The sequence below is a fragment of the Bacillus sp. XF8 genome (assembly GCF_017498755.1).
Taxonomy (GTDB): Bacteria; Bacillota; Bacilli; order Bacillales; family Bacillaceae_G; genus Bacillus_A; species Bacillus_A bingmayongensis.
Genome location: NZ_JAGDQK010000016.1, coordinates 38,240 through 56,178, shown reverse-complemented (window position 1 = coordinate 56,178; position 17,939 = coordinate 38,240). Strand labels below are relative to the sequence as shown.

16 protein-coding genes are annotated in these 17,939 nt (G+C 34.5%); 12 read left to right on the top strand and 4 right to left on the bottom strand.

The genetic code is table 11. The annotated features are described in order from the left end of the window. Positions 1–77: 77 nt before the first annotated feature. Positions 78–872: a VOC family protein gene (locus tag J4P91_RS10425; RefSeq protein ID WP_207994044.1), complete on the top strand. Its 795-nt coding sequence runs from the start codon at positions 78–80 to the stop codon at positions 870–872. 99 nt (positions 873–971) lie between these two features. Here the strand turns inward: J4P91_RS10425 and J4P91_RS10420 are convergent, their stop codons facing one another. Further along, the gene (locus J4P91_RS10420) at positions 972–1,394 is read right to left on the bottom strand and encodes a DUF1801 domain-containing protein (protein ID WP_207994043.1); all 423 of its coding nucleotides are present in this window, start codon (positions 1,392–1,394) and stop codon (positions 972–974) included. A gap of 193 nt (positions 1,395–1,587) precedes the next feature. After that, positions 1,588–1,800, bottom strand: a complete 213-nt coding sequence (locus J4P91_RS10415) for a hypothetical protein (protein ID WP_207994042.1) — start codon at positions 1,798–1,800, stop codon at positions 1,588–1,590. 440 nt (positions 1,801–2,240) lie between these two features. Between J4P91_RS10415 and J4P91_RS10410 the strand changes: the two genes are divergently transcribed. The 9 genes from J4P91_RS10410 (at position 2,241) to hcp (ending at position 13,436) form a co-directional block, all read left to right on the top strand. Next, on the top strand, positions 2,241–2,798 hold the full coding sequence (locus J4P91_RS10410; protein ID WP_207994041.1) for a YdcF family protein: 558 nt from the start codon (positions 2,241–2,243) through the stop codon (positions 2,796–2,798). A gap of 103 nt (positions 2,799–2,901) precedes the next feature. After that, complete coding sequence (locus tag J4P91_RS10405; RefSeq protein ID WP_017149686.1) at positions 2,902–3,855, top strand: ABC transporter ATP-binding protein; 954 nt, start codon at positions 2,902–2,904, stop codon at positions 3,853–3,855. Between the two features lie 3 nt (positions 3,856–3,858). Next, complete coding sequence (locus J4P91_RS10400; protein ID WP_207994040.1) at positions 3,859–5,370, top strand: ABC transporter permease/substrate-binding protein; 1,512 nt, start codon at positions 3,859–3,861, stop codon at positions 5,368–5,370. Positions 5,371–5,588: 218 nt separating this feature from the next. Continuing rightward, positions 5,589–7,016, top strand: coding sequence for an arginine-ornithine antiporter (gene arcD / locus J4P91_RS10395; RefSeq protein WP_207994153.1), 1,428 nt, complete (start codon positions 5,589–5,591; stop codon positions 7,014–7,016). 94 nt (positions 7,017–7,110) lie between these two features. Beyond that, positions 7,111–7,371: a hypothetical protein gene (locus J4P91_RS10390; protein ID WP_017149683.1), complete on the top strand. Its 261-nt coding sequence runs from the start codon at positions 7,111–7,113 to the stop codon at positions 7,369–7,371. A gap of 110 nt (positions 7,372–7,481) precedes the next feature. After that, the gene (locus J4P91_RS10385; protein WP_207994039.1) at positions 7,482–9,290 is read left to right on the top strand and encodes an McrB family protein; all 1,809 of its coding nucleotides are present in this window, start codon (positions 7,482–7,484) and stop codon (positions 9,288–9,290) included. Next, complete coding sequence (locus J4P91_RS10380; protein ID WP_207994038.1) at positions 9,280–11,130, top strand: hypothetical protein; 1,851 nt, start codon at positions 9,280–9,282, stop codon at positions 11,128–11,130. Before J4P91_RS10385 ends, J4P91_RS10380 begins: the two co-directional genes overlap by 11 nt. A 317-nt stretch (positions 11,131–11,447) precedes the next feature. Further along, positions 11,448–12,044, top strand: coding sequence for a hypothetical protein (locus J4P91_RS10375; protein ID WP_207994037.1), 597 nt, complete (start codon positions 11,448–11,450; stop codon positions 12,042–12,044). A 105-nt stretch (positions 12,045–12,149) separates the two neighbouring features. Continuing rightward, positions 12,150–13,436, top strand: a complete 1,287-nt coding sequence (gene hcp, locus J4P91_RS10370; RefSeq protein ID WP_207994035.1) for a hydroxylamine reductase — start codon at positions 12,150–12,152, stop codon at positions 13,434–13,436. A gap of 110 nt (positions 13,437–13,546) precedes the next feature. Here the strand turns inward: hcp and J4P91_RS10365 are convergent, their stop codons facing one another. Continuing rightward, positions 13,547–14,023, bottom strand: a complete 477-nt coding sequence (locus J4P91_RS10365; RefSeq protein WP_207994033.1) for a chromosome segregation protein — start codon at positions 14,021–14,023, stop codon at positions 13,547–13,549. A gap of 384 nt (positions 14,024–14,407) precedes the next feature. Between J4P91_RS10365 and J4P91_RS10360 the strand changes: the two genes are divergently transcribed. Together J4P91_RS10360 and J4P91_RS10355 are read left to right on the top strand one after the other, a co-directional pair. Next, the gene (locus J4P91_RS10360; RefSeq protein WP_207994152.1) at positions 14,408–15,742 is read left to right on the top strand and encodes a hemolysin family protein; all 1,335 of its coding nucleotides are present in this window, start codon (positions 14,408–14,410) and stop codon (positions 15,740–15,742) included. A 183-nt stretch (positions 15,743–15,925) separates the two neighbouring features. Beyond that, positions 15,926–17,350, top strand: coding sequence for an aldehyde dehydrogenase family protein (locus J4P91_RS10355; RefSeq protein WP_207994032.1), 1,425 nt, complete (start codon positions 15,926–15,928; stop codon positions 17,348–17,350). 45 nt (positions 17,351–17,395) lie between these two features. Here J4P91_RS10355 and J4P91_RS10350 read toward each other — a convergent pair whose 3' ends face one another. Next, positions 17,396–17,788: a YueI family protein gene (locus J4P91_RS10350; RefSeq protein WP_017149675.1), complete on the bottom strand. Its 393-nt coding sequence runs from the start codon at positions 17,786–17,788 to the stop codon at positions 17,396–17,398. Positions 17,789–17,939 lie beyond the last annotated feature (151 nt).

Sequence of the window (17,939 nt, the reverse complement as noted above, 5' to 3'; positions counted from 1 at the left end):
TCGCAGAATAGTAATGTATATAGAAGAGATTTCAATACCAATGATTATATGTATGGAAATTAAGGTGGTGACAAAGGATGCTCACACATTTTTCAGAGCTGAGATTACAAACAGTATCTATTCAAGGAGTAGAACAAGTATATGGAGAACGCCTCGGAATTCCAATTTTATTAAAAACGGATAAACAGATAAGCTTTCGATTAACGCCACATGTAACATTATCTTTTGAAGAAGCATATGAGCCAATTTCGCCTGCCCATTTTGCTTTTCAAGTATCATTTTCAAAATTTCATGAAGCAGCAAAACGGATCCAAGAATCTGGATTGCTTATTGTAAGGTGGGAAGATGGTCATGAAATTGATGAAGAGGATGGTCGATTAAATTTATATTTTCGTGATGGGGATGGAAACCTCCTAGAGATTATTGCACATAAATATATTGATGAAGGTACTTTAGTTCCGTATACACCTTTAAACATTCTATATATGAGAGAAATAGGTTGCCCAGTCGAAAGTGTACCTATATTTAGAGAGTGGCTAAAATCTAATTTAAGCATGAAAACATTTGAAGATGGTGAAATTTTTAACTTTGTAGTTGGTGGAACAGCTCATGTTGTTGCGAGTTGGAAGGGGAGACCTTGGATTCCGATTGCAATGAAAGCTTTGCCGCCGAAGATGCATATTTCATTTGGGACGCCGAGTCTTGATTTTATTCAAATGGTTCAGAAGCATCTAAGACAAAGCGATGTACCATTTCATTTTCATAATAATGAAATATCGTTTGTTCAAGAGGGATATTCTTTTTCTATACAGCATACTCCGCATTTTCAAGCCGATATCCCCAATAAGTTGAACGTACCACTTTCTATTTAAGTGGTATATTTTAAGGTTTTGTTTTTTAATTATATATTTGCAATCGAACCCTAAAAATAGGTGTTTTGACTTACGTTCAAAACACCTGTTGCTTATAGATTAATGACTTGGATACGTTTCTTCCAAAAAACGAATAGATTGTTTGATTAGCGCTTTTAGAACATTAATATCAATATCTGCTACTTTGTTAATATATATACACGCTTTTCCAGATGTGTGTTTTCCAAAGTCTTTTAATAGTTCTTCTCGCTTAGGATCACCAGTTGCAAAGTATAAACTAATTTTGGCCTTGCGAGGGGAAAATCCTACTAATGGAGCATCCCCTTCATGACCAGATGCATATTTATAATGATATGTACCAAATCCAATTATGCTTGGGCCCCACATTTTTGCTGGATAACCTGTTGTTTCAGTAAAGATATCTAATAACTGATATGCGTCTTCTCGTTTTTTTAGGCTGTCAACATTTTCAATAAATTCGATTACACTATTGTTAGTTTCTGTTGTTTTGAGTTTGTACATAATGGAATTGTCCCCCTTTTTAGATATAAGTTTTATCACATATTTAATTATAATACAGAGTTAGAATCAAAGTTGCAGAATCTCATGTATGTTAAATGAAATAAAAATTTTTGAATAAAAATTTACTTTCCCTTTTCATGAATAAAAGACGATTTCATATTAATCGTCTTTCATTCATGAAAATAACACAAAATTATTTTATTTCATCTAACTTATCTTTTTTTCTAAATAAATTGGTTTTTGTTATATCTCTAGAGATAATACATAAAAATAAGTTAACCAAAACTAAAATGACATCTATACAAATGACCCAAAAATCACTTTTTATAAAAGAATTAGTCAAAACCAATATTAATAAGCTAATTCCTGAAATTAAACGTACTTTGTTTTGTTCTATTTTCAACATAAAATCATCTCCTATTAACTATATTACACTATTCTTAATTCGATTAATATGTATATTAAGTTATATATAATAAATACACTAGATGTAAACTTTTTATTATTAATTTACATTCAGATCTTCATAATCATTAACTTTTTCTTGATACCCCAAAAATAAAATATACTCTTGAAATAAGGAGAAACTTCCAATAAATCCATTGTATGACGAGAGAGAAAATACAAAATCTATAAGGGAACCATATAAAAAGAGGATGTGAAACAAAATGGGAAAAACGAAAGCGTTAGGTTCAGCGAAACATAAAGGAAATCAAACTCAGTGCCATACATCTTCTAAAAAAGGGCGTAATGCTCAAAACGCAGGGCAACGCAGTCACTAAAAAAATACTTCTGTCTCCCTTTCTTTTTCTATATAATATAAGGAAAGGGAGTGTAAGCTTATATATGAACAAATGGATACTACTTGTTATCGTATTATTTCCACCATTATGCATAATGTATATGACATATCGAATGAAAAAAGTTGCTTATGAAAAAGTAAGTGATAACGCTCCATATGTATTAATTTTAGGTGCAAAATTATTTGGGGATAAACCTTCTTTATCTCTACAAAATCGGTTAGATATAGCTTTAGCGTATCTAAATTCTCATCCAGAAACAGAAGTAATTGTATCTGGAGGACAAGGTGAAGATGAAGATATTCCTGAAGCCCACAGCATGCGAAATTATTTAATAAAACACGGAATTGAAGAGAATCGTATCTTCGTTGAGGATCGTTCGACAAGCACATATGAAAACCTAAAGTTTAGCATCGATTTATATCATGTAACGCATGCGGTAGTTGTGAGTAATACATATCATCTATATCGAACAAAAATTATTGCTAAGCGTTTAGGAATGCAAATGGAGGCCCTTGCTGCACCAACGCCAAGGCGCTCAAAGAAGAAAGCATATATACGTGAATATGCAGCAATTATTAAAACATTATTATTCGATCATTAGAGCTCAAGTAAGGGCTCTTTTTTCATGAATAAAAAGCGTATCATTTGAAAAGAAGACAAGTTTCTATCAGAATAAAAGAAACAACAATAAGGGAGTTGTATTTGTGATTCGATTTAATCATGTGTCAAAAGCATATGAAGACGGTACAAAAGCAGTAGATTCATTACAGTTAGAAATTAAAAAAGGAGAATTTTTTGTTCTCATCGGTCCGAGTGGATGCGGAAAAACGACAACGATGAAAATGATTAATCGTTTAATTGAAACGACAGAAGGCTCAATCTCTATCGATGGAAAAGACGTTCAAGATTACAATATTCATGAACTGCGTTGGGATATTGGGTACGTTCTACAACAAATTGCATTGTTTCCTCATATGACAATTGCCGAAAATATTGCGATTGTACCTGAAATGAGAAAATGGGATAAAGAAAAAGTTCGAGAGCGTGTGGATGAGTTGCTTGATATGGTTGGATTAGATCCAGATGTGTATAGGAATCGTATGCCAGATGAATTATCTGGTGGACAGAAGCAACGTGTGGGAGTGGTAAGAGCACTGGCTGCCAATCCAAAAATTGTTCTTATGGATGAACCATTTAGTGCGCTAGATCCATTGAGCCGAGAACAGTTGCAAAAGGATATTGTAAAATTACAGAAGAAAATTCAAAAAACGATTGTGTTCGTGACACATGATATGCAAGAAGCATTAACACTTGGTGATCGTATTTGTGTGATGAGAAAAGGAAAAATTGTTCAATTAGATACACCGGAAGGAATCATACATAACCCAGTAAATGATTTTGTAGAAGAATTTATTGGAAATCGTGTACGCCCTTGGTATGAAGGGAAGACAATTGAAGATGTGTTGCCACTTGTGAGTGGTAGACAAGTAGACAATGATGTTTCACCTCTCTCTATATACGCTTCACTACAAGAGGCGTTGATTCGTTTGGAAGCAGAAGAGGCTGTCCCAATTGAAAGGGATGGGCAATACGCGGGGACATTAACGAGCCGTCATATTGTGGCATATTTGGCTGAACAAATGAAGGAGAGGGGGTAAATCGTGTCTGCATTATTACAAACGTTTCAAGAACGAAAATTAGAATTACTTAGTGCGCTGATTGAGCACTTACAAATTTCACTTATTTCTTTATTCTTTGCGGTGATGATTGCAGTTCCACTCGGTATTTTGTTAACGAGAAGAGAGCGTATAGCTGAGTTTGTTATAGGCACATCTGCTGTTATGCAAACAATTCCTTCATTAGCTTTACTAGGTCTTTTAATTCCACTTGTCGGCATTGGGAAAGTGCCAGCAATTATCGCGCTAGTTGTATATGCGCTGTTACCAATTTTACGAAATACATATACGGGAATCCGTAAGTTAGATGCATCGCTTATTGAAGCAGCAAGAGCGATGGGAATGAATAGCTTTAGAAGATTATGGAGAGTGGAGCTTCCGCTTGCATTGCCAATTATAATGGCTGGAATTCGGACAGCAATGGTATTGATTGTCGGAACAGCTACGTTAGCTGCTTTAATAGGAGCTGGAGGGCTTGGAAAACTTATTTTACTCGGTATAGATCGGAATGACCATGCTCTTATCGTATTAGGAGCCGTACCAGCCGCATTATTAGCTTTATTCTTTGACGGAGTACTTCGGATGTTTGAAGGCACTAGACGCTCTCCTAAGCGAATTATACCAGCAATATGTATCATAGTGGTTGTTATAGCCGCACCATTTCTTTGGAATACACAAAAGAAAGATATCGTAATTGCTGGAAAGCTTGGATCTGAACCAGAGATTTTAATTCAAATGTATAAACAGCTGATTGAACAAGATACTGATTTAGATGTAGAATTGAAACCAGGATTTGGGAAAACAGCATTTGTTTTTGAAGCTTTAAAATCAGGAGAAATTGATATGTACCCTGAATTTTCAGGGACTGCTTTATCTACTTTTGTAAAAGAAGACCCAAAAAGTACAAATCGTAAAGAAGTATATGAACAAGCGCGCCTAGGCATGGAAAAGAAATATGATATGGTGATGCTAAAGCCGATGGAATATAACAATACATATGCGCTTGCAATGCCAAAGAATGTTGCAGAGCAGTATAATGTGAAAACAATCTCAGATTTACGAAATATCGCAGCGAATGTTAAGGCTGGATTTACATTAGAGTTTGCAGATCGGGTAGATGGTTATAAAGGGATGCAAAAATTGTATAATTTCCAGATTGCAAACGTAACAACAATGGAGCCGAAGTTGAGATATGGTGCAATTGAATCGGGAGAGGTTACTGTTATTGATGCTTATTCTACTGACAGTGAACTTGAACAATATGGACTAAAGGTACTAGAAGATGATAAAGGGTTATTCCCACCTTACCAAGGGGCTCCTTTATTAAGAAAAGAAACGCTTGATAAATATCCTGAACTTGAAAAGACATTAAATAAACTTGCTGGGAAAATATCAGATGAAGATATGAGAAAAATGAATTATGAAGTAAATGTAAATGGTAAAAGTGCAGAAAAAGTAGCGAGAAAATTTTTAGAAAAAGAGGGATTGATTCATTAATATTTACAAAAAATATACAATTTCACGATTGAAAATTGACCGTTCATAATAAAATGAACGGTTTTTTTGTGCATACTTATACATTTTTTCAAAAAAGTATTCCCTTTTTGCTCATTTTCTTTTAGAATAAGTAATGTTTTCCTGCAAAAATATAATAGAAACGTCTATTAGAGAAAAAGGTGACTTTAATAGTAGAACGGATAAACATAACACCTAGAATGACAGATGGGGTGGTACCGATAGAAAAGAAATTAGGATTTTTTCCATTAATCGCATTAGTAGTAGGAACAATGGTTGGCGGTGGTGTTTTTAGTTTACCGCATGATTTAGCAGTAGGCGCAAATAGTGGCGCAACAATAATTGGGTGGTGTATTACAGCACTGGGAATGATCCCTCTTGCGCTTGTATATCAAACATTAGCACGACAAAAGCCTGAGCTTGAAGGTGGTATTTATAGTTATGCACGTGCAGGATTTGGTGAATATGTTGGTTTTAACAGCGCCTGGGGATATTGGCTTGCAGGTATTTTAGGAAACGTAGCAACGATTATGCTATTATTTAGTACGCTTGGATATTTCTTCCCTATTTTCAAAGGAGGAAACAACGTCGCTTCCATCGTAGGCGCATCTCTTTTATTATGGACGCTTCACTTTCTGATTTTAATTGGAATTCGTGAGGCATCAATCATGAACTTTATTGCAACAATTGGAAAGTTAGTTCCGATTTTATTGTTTATTGTAGTTATGGTTACAGCGTTTCGCTGGGATACATTTACACATGATTTTTGGGGAGAGGGAACAGTTTCTATTTCTTCTGTACTTGGTCAAGTGAAAAATACGATGCTTGTTACACTTTGGGTATTTATAGGTGTAGAGGGAGCGGTCGTGTTATCTGGAAGAGCTAAAAGAAGTCGTGATGTTGGAAAAGCAACAGTATTTGGGCTAATTTTAGTGATGTCCATTTATATTTTAATCTCAGTTCTTTCAATGGGGGCTATGACAAGACAGGAACTTTCAGTTTTAGAGACTCCGTCCATGGGACATGTATTAGAACATGTTGTTGGATCATGGGGAGCTTTTGCAATTAACATAGGATTAATTGCTTCACTTATCGGGACATTAATTGGTTGGTTCTTACTTGTATCTGAAATATCACATGTGGCAGGGAAAGATGGCGTATTTCCGAAAGCCTTTACGAAGACAAATAAAAAACAGACACCGCATGCTGCATTATGGATTTCAAATGGTGTTGCACAAACCTTGTTTATTATCGTTCTGTTTTCGGAATCAACGTATCAAATGATGTATTTTATTGCGTCTACATCTATTTTACTTCCGTACTTATTATCAGCGCTTTATCAGTTGAAATTAGTCGTAACGAAGGAACTAAAACACGCGAGACTAAAAAATGGAATGCTCGCTTTAATTGCCTCGTTATATTCCGTATGGTTGATTTATGCAGCAGGCTTAAAAAACTTATTACTTGTCTCAATCGTATATGGTATTGGACTTGTTGTTTATATGTTTGCTCGAAAAGAAAAAGGAAATCGCTGTTTTTCTGGCATGGAGAGATATGTCATGATCGTAATCGTGATTGCGGCAGCAGTATCGCTTTATATGCTTGTAACAGGTAATATAAAAATGTAAAAAAGTCCTCCTGTAGGACTTTTTTCTTTGGATACAAGGAATTTTATTTTATTCACAGAATATCTAATATATAAGATGTTTAGGAGGGATGAGAATGGAAGAAAAAGAACAACTGTTAAGAATTATGGAATTGGCAAGTGATTTGAGAAAAGTATTAGTGCAAGAGTCATTTTTTAATCATCATCCCGAACTACGTGGGGCAATTGAAAATTTGGCTGGTTCTGTGGAGACTTTAGCAAGTCTGAAACATAATAAAGATGAAAATGCTGAGGATAAACTTCGATACGTACTTGCTAAAATGAAAATTGCTCACAATGCTATTATGCAGGAGAAAAAAGCTTTCCCTTCTCACTAATATAAGTTTTACTTTTTGTAACCTGACGGAGTATGTCAGGTTTTTTTGTTTCTAGTTTTCTTTTGCAGTTCATACAATAAGAACAGCATGAAAAAAGAAGGTGAGTAGCATTGAAACTACATAAAGCTCTCCACCCAAGTTTTATAAAACGTATGTATCACATGAGATTTCTTGGAAAGTTTGTTGAAGGTGAGGAGGAGAAAAAGGATACTTTTTCTGTGCAATGTCTTTCACAAATCCCTACAATTTTGAAATCGCAATTTGAAGGTGAAGTATATTTGTTTGAAGGCTTATATACCAACAAAAGAAATGAGAGAATATTTTCGGATTTGAAGAAAAAAAAGTTAGGAAAACAATTGGTATTGTTTCGCCTTTATTATGAGAGAGGGAATTTGTACGTTGAATTAATATGTACAGAGCAACGGGAAATTGCGGATGCATATAAGATCATCCCTTCGCCAAGATTAGTAGGGTATAAAAAGAGAGAATCTTTAGAGCGAAAGCTAGGAAATGGATACTTGTCTTTTCTTATTCCTAAATTTCCACACGATTTCGAAGTACCGCAGTTGTTATGGTTTGAAGGTAGGTTATATGGGGATTTATCACTGAAATCATCTATTAGTTCAATAGCATATTGCGAACAGAAAAAGGAATGTAAATATATCGAGATTGATGATTGGACCAAGTATATAGAAGTAGCGGATGATCATTTGTATTTTGTACAAGAAAATATGTATGATCAGCTTCTAAAGAAAATTACAGAAGAGGGAAAACGGGTGGAAGTAGTAGACGTGAAAGTGCAAAAAGAAGAACCAGAATGGAATGAGCGTGAATCTACATTTATACAGTATGTACAGGACTTAATCAATAATAAAGGCTTGTATTTAGATGTGACGGATATTTTTAATTTTCATATTAGCGTAAAAACAAATCTGTTAACAATTCTTGCTGGTATCCCAGGAATCGGAAAATCACGTTTGGTGCAGCTATATGCAGAAGCATTAGGATTAACGTACGGGGAAGAATTGTTATGGATTCCAATTTCTCCATCTTATCAAGAACCACACGATATACTAGGCTATCTTCATCCAAATGGAACATATATCGAAAGTGAAACGAAGTTAATTCGAACATTATTAAAAGCATATGAAAATCCGAATCAACTTTATATGATTGTGTTTGATGAAATGAATATGGCACATATTGAACATTGGTTTACACCATTTTTATCTATTCTTCAATTAGAAAAGAAAAATCGTATTCTTTCTTTATATGAGGAAGGGAATGAGATAGAAAATATAGTTCCATCCAAAATTGAAATTGGTGAAAATATTATTTTTATCGGTACTGTAAATTTTGATGAAACAACGAAAGAGTTATCGGATCGCTTATTGGATCGAGCAAATCTTATTACACTTCAAAAAATTCCATTTTGTGAGATCAATATGCAGCAAAATAAAGGGACACAAATCCCGCCCCTACAAGTAACAACAGGAGAATTTCGTATGAATTGGTTACGAAATAAAGAGATGATTGATGTGTTTTCTGAAGAAGAGTTAGAACTATTAGATAAATTACATGGCTTAATCTCATCACATGACGCATCGAAAGGTGTTTCTTTTCGATGTGCTGCTGCGATTGCAACTTATTTGCAAAACATCCCCCAAAAAGATAATCAATCTTATATGATTAGCCGAGAAGAAGGTTTTGATTTACAAGTAAAACAACGTATTTTAACAAAATTACGTGGTACAGAAATGACAATTGGTCCACTTCTTCGTGAAGATGAAAAGAAAGGGTTATCGCTAGTAGCATTATTGCAATCTCCACTTGCGAATTGTGTCTCCGCATTCGAACATTCTCTAGCTTATATAAGACAAAAACGGCGTGAATTGGAGTTGTATGGGTATGCGAAATGAGGAGCAGTACGAGACGGAAATTGTAGACACAAAAGATAAGCTCCCGTTTGTATTAAAATTAATTATTGGAACAGAAGGAAAGGGAGAATTTGTATTTTTGAAGCGCCTTTGTAAACACACAACAACAATGACACATTGTATTTATAAAGTGCAAGAATTAAAAGCATTACGTTTGATTTTACATTATCAAAAACCGGTTCGTGTCACTTTTATATGGAATAAGGTGTATGAAGGACAAAAAGATAAGAAAGAATGGCAATATGAATTGCATGAAAAAAAACAAAAAGTATTATTATATGAACATGGAAAAACCGATTATTTTTATCCCTGGCGCTGTGGTTTGTATCATTTTAAAGTGCAAGTGGAAGAAGATGTATATTATGGAGCGTTTCAAATTGTTCCTAAAAATTTTTTAGATGATCAATTTGAAACGATTCAAAATTATGTGAAGTCAATTTTGAATGAAATTATGTTAGATCGTGGTTATTATAAACAGACATTCTCAACACTAATTGATATTGAAGATTCTTCATATTTAATGCTACTTCGAATGCTGCCACAAAAAATGAAAAAAATAAAACAGCTTTATAAAAAGGTTGAAGAGAACACAAAGTATATGGATAGATATGAGTGGGAAATAAGAGAACGAAAAGCGACGATGAAAAGTGTGATAATGAGCGAGAAAAAACCTCGTGCCAAGTATTATAATCGCAGATTTATAGAACAAACAGATAGTTTAGAGAATGCTTTTCTAAAATTTACAACGAAACAATTTTATGAATATTTGCTTGAAGCGCAGATTTTCTTACAAAAGACAGTCGAAATACTAGAACGAGCAACGCATACAAAAAAAGAGGAATACCAATCTGTGAAAACAATTATGCAAACCATTGAAAGAAACGGATCTGTGACGGACAGGGAGAAACAAAAATATCGGAATATCCATTTGTTGAAAGAGGCAGACTTGCGGAAAGCATCTGTAAAAATACAAGAATATAAAATTTTAAATCACATTGTACATCAAGCTGTATTATTCTTTCGAAATTTGTTAAATTCTCCATTCTGGAGAGGGATTTCTGAAAAACCAAATATAACTATGCATACTTTACCCGTTACGCATCGGCAACTATTATATCATTTAGAGTTTCTACCACGTTATAATGAACAATCTCCAGCTTTATTATTTGTGTATAAACCAACGTTTTTAGTGTATGAGTATTATGCATTCTTTATCATCATTTCTATATTGCAGCAGTTAGAATTTAAAGATGAAATTCCATTACGCGAACAAATTCAAACCTATTTTTATTTAGATGGTTTACAAGACGGCACGACAATTGTTTTAAATCGTGAAAATATACAAATTCATGTAGCGTTTAATGACCTTATTGAAACGCATCCGCTCATAGCACTTAGTAAAGGCAGTCATTTCTATAATGGAGAAGATACGAAAAAGCCAGACATTCGTTTAGATTGTTATGTGAAGCAAGGGGAACGTTATGAGTATCAGTCGTCTATTATTATTGAGGTGAAATATAGCCCAATGTTTAATATTTTTCAGCCTATTGGCAATACAAAAGCAACAGAGCAAATGTACAAATATTGGTCTATTAAATATGTAGAAGAACAAGATGGAAAACGTATTTTTCGCCGAAGGGCGATTCATGAAGTGATTTGTGTCTACCCAGGCAGTCATATGCACGGGAAGAAAATAGAAGCAGGTTGCGGAGTCTTTTTGCAATTATATCCATATAAAACGAAGCAAGGAGAAGAAAAATTAGCTGGAAAACACGGACTTGTGCAAATTTTTGAGAAGTGGTTAAAAAATATTGGAACATGAAAAGAAATCCTCCTTTGTGGAAAGGGTTTCTTTTTGTGTAGGTGAATGGAATTCTTGTACTTTATATGTTTAGTTAGACATAAACTATTATGAGTAGGGAGAAGTATAGTGTTTCATATCATTTTGATACATGTAAAGTATTTTTGGGATTTTGTAAAAATTTCACATAAATCTAAAACTTGAATAGGAGATCTCCTTATTTTATAGAATGTATTAATTTAGTAAACACTTTTAGTTGCATGCGGGGAATTGTTCTTATATGATAGATGGTGAAAACGTTATCAAACGTAGAACGGCGATGGGAAAGGCGGGGAAATATGTTCCAGCGTGTTCAAACAAAAGAAGAACATTTTTGGTTCGAGCAACTGTGGGGAGATTTTTGTGAAGAGAGAGATTTAATGTTTGTAGAACGTAATTTAAATCCATCACGATTTTTATTAATAGAAGGTGGGCATTCTATTGGTACAGTAGAGTGTATTCGATATACGACACCTGAACATTCTAATTCTGAGTTTTTCTATCCGTTTTCTGAAAATGAGTTAGTGAAAGATTTAAAAAATGTTTATGAAATAGGGAAGTTAAGTATTGTGAAAACGTCGCGCGGAAGAGGACATTTCAAAAGGTTAACTGCTATTTTATTTATACATGCTTTAGAAATGAAAGCTGAGTGGTATATTGCTGTTGTTACAAAAAGAATGTATATGTATTTACTTACACTTGGTTTTCCAATCGAGCCAATTGATGAACCGTTTCATTTTCATGATACATTGCAAGGGGTACCTGTTCGGATTCATGCTCGGAAAGGATTAACACATTTGTACTCACTAAAGGAATTTCGAGATGTGATACAAGGTAATGCTCATGCGCAAGCACTCATTAAAGAATACAGTAAAAATATTATGTTAACGAATTGATAGGTCACAAATTTTTAAATATTATTGTGACTGATATCACATCCTTTTTTTTCAATATACATTACGCTTAATTTGTAATAATGAATTGAGAAGGGATGGGATGTTATGTTTTGCTATCAATGTGAACAAACGCCAACAGGTGGATGTAAAGTAATGGGTGTTTGCGGTAAAAATGAAACAATTGCAAGTTTACAAGATATAATTGTATTTGGATTAAAAGGAATTGCTGCTTATCGTACCCATGCTGCGCAGCTAGGATATACAGATCCATTTGTGGACGCTACAACTCATGAAGCGTTATATATGACATTAACGAATTCTAACTTTAATGAACAAGAGCATATTGATATGGCTATGAAAGTTGGGAAATCAGCTTTACGGGTGATGGAGTTGTTAGATGAGGCACATACGAATCATTTTGGTGTTCCAGAACCTGTTCAAATTACACAAAATCGTGTAGAAGGGAAGGCAATCGTTGTTACTGGCCATAATTTATTTGCATTAGAGGAATTATTAAAGCAAACAGAAGGAAAAGGAATAAATATTTATACGCATTCGGAAATGCTACCAGCACATGGATATCCACAGCTGAAAAAATATAAACATTTAAAAGGGAACATTGGTAAGGCATGGTATGATCAACGGCGTCTCTTTGAAAAGTTTACCGGCGCGATATTGGCTACGACGAACTGTGTTATGCCAATTAAAGGATCGTACTCTGATAGATTCTTCTCATATGATATTGCCGGCCTTGAGGGTGTACGGAAAATTGAAGATGATAATTTTGCACCATTGATTAAAAAAGCACTAGAGCTTCCAGAAGTACATATGGAGTCGGATGAACAGCTAGTAACAGGTTTTCATCATAATACAGTCTTATCATTAGCACCAGAAATCACCCAGGCGGTAAGAGAAGGTAAAATTAAGCGCTTTTTTGTCATCGCAGGTTGTGATGCCCCAGGTAAAGGTGGAGAGTACTATCGTGAATTAGCAACGTCACTTCCACAAGAAACTGTTATATTAACAACTTCTTGCGGGAAATTCCGCTTTAATGATGTGAATTATGGTGTAGTACCAGGTACGGAAATCCCACGGTACATTGACTTAGGACAATGTAATAATTCTATTTCTACAATAAAAATAGCAGCGGCTTTAGCTGATGCTTTTCAATGTGAAGTGAATGAATTGCCAGTTAGTATTGTTTTATCTTGGTTTGAACAAAAAGCGGTTGCAATTTTGCTTGGACTATTTAGTCTTGGGATTCAAGATATTCGTATTGGTCCAAAGGCACCTGAATTTATTTCACCTGGTGTGCTTGATGTATTGCAAGAAACATTTGGTTTGAAACTTATTACAACTGCAGCGGAAGATATGAATATGATGTTATCATAACAAAAAGGGTGTCTTGTAAGGAGACATCCTTTTTGTATAAATAAAAAAGCGCATGATATTTGACTAGGGGGGAGTCAATTATCATGCGCGAACACACGATTGGAAAAGAACTAAAATCCGAATATACTTAAAATCATTTTACGACGTTTCGGTTTTTCTTCTCGCTCATATGTTGACGTGATATCAGGGGTGATGTAAATCGGTTCTTTTTTCTCAAGGGCAGCTTCTAATTTTTGAATTCTATCCATCATTTCTTCCATTTCTCTGCGATGTTGTAGCAATTGGTAATTGACGACATCATCTGCCTTATCTTGCATTTTTTCCTCTATACGATTTAAGCGGTGTGTAATTGTATTTAATTGTGTAACAAATTTCTCAAAATCAATTGATGGTTCTGTAGTTGAATATGATGTTTGTTCTATTTGTGAACGATGATATTCTAACATTTTATCTAAGTCGTCTTGAGTAAAAATGAAATGACCGTATTTGTTTTTTTCTATATTGAGATTCAATTGTTGTGCAATCCGAACTACTGCCTTTGGGCTAACACCTAACTTCTTTGCAATAATGGGTGTTTTATATTCCAAGGTAAATCCCTCCTATATATATCCTGTTGAATGATTTCGAGGTATTAAGCCTCTTCCCTGCATGGGTGACAAAAGAAGTGAGGAATCGGCAAAGAAAGTGTTTTTTCACGAGAATTAGTTTTTTAGGATATAGATATTTCTAAAAAAGGAGAAAAATGTCTATTTTTTTCAATTATTCCTGTTTGACGGAAAGAAGATAATTATATTATCATAAATATAATTATCCTCTTTGTGTATGCATATAATGTATAAAAAGGTGATGGCAAATGTAGAAACTTGTAGGATGATAAGAAGAGCTTTTTCGTTTGAATAAATTTAGTAGGAGGTGGCTTCCTTGCTTACAGGGTAAGTAAGGAAACGTATTTGGACATATATAGTATAAGTATGGTGATTGTTTTGATTGCCTTAACTGCATTTTTCGTTGCGGCTGAATTTGCAATTGTGAAAGTAAGGAGTTCGCGCATCGATTCTTTGATTGCAGAAGGGAATAAACGTGCAGCTTCTGTGAAAACAGTCATTACAAACTTAGACGAGTATTTATCAGCTTGTCAATTAGGGATTACAGTTACAGCTCTTGGACTCGGGTGGTTAGGAAAACCAGCGATAAAGCACATGTTTGACTCGCTTTTTGCAAGATGGGAAGTGCCTCCCCAGGTTGCTGATATGTTAGCTGTGACTCTAGTGTTTATGTTCATTACTTTTTTCCATGTTGTTGTGGGAGAATTGGCACCAAAAACATTGGCAATTCAAAAAGCAGAACAAGTGAGTTTACTTGTTGCTAAACCGCTTATTTTCTTTTATCGAATTACTTTTCCGTTTATATGGCTTTTAAATGGCTCAGCTCGATATGTAACAAGAATATTCGGTTTACAAACTGCGAAAGAGCACGAGGAAGTCCATTCGGAAGAAGAGCTACGATTGTTAGTGTCAGAAAGTTATAAAAATGGTGAAATTAATCAATCTGAATTTAAATATGTAAATAAAATCTTTGAATTTGATGATCGCATTGCAAAAGAAATTATGGTCCCGCGGACAGAAATGCATATTTTAGATAAAGATACGTCTGTTAAAGAAGCATTGCAAAAAATGTCCAATGAGAAATATACAAGATACCCAGTTGTTGATGGGGATAAGGACCATGTTATTGGTTTTGTAAACTTTAAAGATATTTTCACAGATTTTGTGAAACATGGTGCTTATAGTAAAGAAACGGTGCAGCAGTATACTCGTCCTATTATTCTTGTCATTGAATCGATTGCAATTCATGATTTGTTTTTAAAAATGCAACGGGAGCGTACACATATCGCTATATTAATTGACGAATATGGTGGGACATCAGGTCTTGTAACAGTTGAAGATATATTAGAAGAAATTGTTGGCGATATTCAAGATGAATTTGATATAGATGAAAAACCAGAAATTCAACACATTAGTGAAACGAAAACAATTTTAGAAGGAAAAGTACTTGTTAGCGAAGTAAATGCATTATTAGGTTTATCTATTGATGATGATGACATTGATACAATTGGTGGATGGATTTTAACAAAGCATCTAGAAATTGTAGAAGGTGATATTGTCGAAATTGAAGATTATAATTTTTGTGTTAAGGAATTGGATGGCCACTATATCAAACAGATAGAAGTGACAAAACAAGCAGTCCCCATTTTAATTTCAGAAACCGAAAACAGGGTAGCATTACAAGAACAAATAAGCTCGTAAACTCTGCATATAGCAGAGTTTTTTTAGTAGGCAAAATGTTTTTTTATGTAATGGGACCGTGTTACAATGAAGTAAGTTAAACCTTTAACTAGGTGAATTATTTAGTGAGTGTTGTACTTTAAAAAAATTAGAAAACGTTTGAAGAAAGTTCGAGTCATACTTAAGTTAGAGAGGGGAAATAAAATGAAGAAACATTTATACATAGATGGAACATGGCAAGAAGTAGAGTCATATAAAACATTGTATGCACCATATTCAGAGGAAGTATTAGCAGAAATTGCTCAAGGGACAGAAAAAGACGTACAGAAAGCAACAGCTGCAGCGAAAAAAGCCGTGAAAGAAATGGCGGAATTATCTGCATACGATCGTGCGTCTATTTTAGAAAAAGTTGCTCAAATGATGGACGAGAGAAGCGAGGAATTTGCACAAATTATCGCAAAAGAAGCTGCAAAGCCGATTCGTGCAGCGCGTGGAGAAGTGGATCGTACCGTACAAACATACAAATTCGCTGCAGAAGAGGCGAAACGTATATATGGTGAGACTTTACCTTTAGATGCAGCACCGGGAGCAGATGGCCGTATTGCTTATACAATTCGTAAGCCACTCGGTGTAATCGGAGCTATCACTCCTTTTAATTTTCCACTAAACTTAGTTGCACATAAAGTCGGCCCTGCAATTGCTGCAGGTAACACAATTGTATTAAAGCCAGCTGATCAAACACCACTTTCATCTTATGCCCTTGTTGAACTGTTTGAAGAAGCCGGATTACCAAAAGGAGCATTTAACATTGTATCTGGACGTGGCTCAATTGTTGGTGAAGCATTGGTAAAAGATGACCGCGTTTCTTCAATTACATTTACAGGAAGTCCAGAAGTTGGCATCGGTATTAAAGCAAAAGCTGGATTAAAACGTGTTACGTTAGAGCTTGGTTCAAATGCTGCAGTAGTGATTGATGAAAATGTAGAGTTAACAGAAGAAGTAATTGAGCGTGTGAAATGGGGAGCTTTCGTTAATAATGGACAAGTTTGCATTTCTGTACAACGTGTATTTGTTCATGAAAATAAGATGGAAGAATTCACTAAAAAACTAACGAAGGCGATGGGAAAAGTAGTAGTAGGCGATCCACTTCATGAAGAGACAGATGTTTCTGCACTTATTTCAAAAAATGATGTAGATCGTATTGATTCATGGATACAAGAAGCGGTAAAAGAAGGAGCAACTATTTTGTACGGTGGTAAAAAAAGTGACGCGCGTATATTTGAACCAACAGTATTAGTAAATGTTCCAGAGTATGTTTCTGTGCAGTGCCAAGAAGTGTTTGGACCAGTTGTGACTGTAAATACATTCCGAACATTTGATGAAGCATTAGAAAAGGTCAATAATTCACGATATGGCTTACAGGCTGGAGTATTTACAAATGATTTAACGAAAGCAATGCGTGCAATTGATGAACTAGAAGTAGGAGGCGTCATGATTAATGACATTCCAACATTCCGAGTGGATCATATGCCGTATGGTGGAGTAAAAGAAAGCGGGACAGGTCGTGAAGGAATTAAATATGCGATTGAAGAAATGACAGAGATGAAACTAATCTGTATTAAAAAATAAATAATAATAAAAGGTACACTTCATAGGCGAGTGTACCTTTTATTATTATTTCATCTCTTGTTTGAAAATAGCATCTTCAACATAGATTTGTTCTTTATCTACCGCTGTACTATGCGCAAGAACTAAACCAATTGGTGTATGTGTACCTTTATTTTGAACAATTGTAAATGGTACATTTTTTTCATTTGCTAATTTAATGTATTTTGATAAATGTGGGTAAGTGATGCTGCCATTTACATATAGTTGTAATGATTGAGAAGTACGCATACTATTAGCTACTTCTGTGTAAACATTGCTTTGCATCACTTGACCGATCGTTAAAGCGATTTCTACACGCTCACGCAATGTGCTTAAGTACATATTGCGTTCTTCTGGTTTGTTTTGCTTTTGGCCATGAATGCCTTCTTGGAGATAATCTTCCACATTTTTATTTGCCATATTTTTCACACCTTTCATCTCTCATTGTACGCAAGAAATGAAAAGGATGCAAAAAAATCATTTTAAATAAATTTTATCAACAGAAATTAACAAAATGTGACAACAATCTCTTAACGAAACTTGTTTTTTGTGTTAATATTCAAAATATATA

Excerpts from the sequence above, each read along its gene's own strand:
- J4P91_RS10425 (WP_207994044.1), top strand. The coding sequence starts at position 78 with ATGCTCACACATTTTTCAGAGCTGAGATTACAAACAGTATCTATTCAA.
- J4P91_RS10420 (WP_207994043.1), bottom strand. The coding sequence starts at position 1,394 with ATGTACAAACTCAAAACAACAGAAACTAACAATAGTGTAATCGAATTT.
- J4P91_RS10415 (WP_207994042.1), bottom strand. The coding sequence starts at position 1,800 with ATGTTGAAAATAGAACAAAACAAAGTACGTTTAATTTCAGGAATTAGC.
- J4P91_RS10410 (WP_207994041.1), top strand. The coding sequence starts at position 2,241 with ATGAACAAATGGATACTACTTGTTATCGTATTATTTCCACCATTATGC.
- arcD (WP_207994153.1), top strand. The coding sequence starts at position 5,589 with ATGACAGATGGGGTGGTACCGATAGAAAAGAAATTAGGATTTTTTCCA.
- J4P91_RS10390 (WP_017149683.1), top strand. The coding sequence starts at position 7,111 with ATGGAAGAAAAAGAACAACTGTTAAGAATTATGGAATTGGCAAGTGAT.
- J4P91_RS10380 (WP_207994038.1), top strand. The coding sequence starts at position 9,280 with ATGCGAAATGAGGAGCAGTACGAGACGGAAATTGTAGACACAAAAGAT.
- J4P91_RS10375 (WP_207994037.1), top strand. The coding sequence starts at position 11,448 with ATGTTCCAGCGTGTTCAAACAAAAGAAGAACATTTTTGGTTCGAGCAA.
- hcp (WP_207994035.1), top strand. The coding sequence starts at position 12,150 with ATGTTTTGCTATCAATGTGAACAAACGCCAACAGGTGGATGTAAAGTA.
- J4P91_RS10360 (WP_207994152.1), top strand. The coding sequence starts at position 14,408 with ATGGTGATTGTTTTGATTGCCTTAACTGCATTTTTCGTTGCGGCTGAA.
- J4P91_RS10355 (WP_207994032.1), top strand. The coding sequence starts at position 15,926 with ATGAAGAAACATTTATACATAGATGGAACATGGCAAGAAGTAGAGTCA.
- J4P91_RS10350 (WP_017149675.1), bottom strand. The coding sequence starts at position 17,788 with ATGGCAAATAAAAATGTGGAAGATTATCTCCAAGAAGGCATTCATGGC.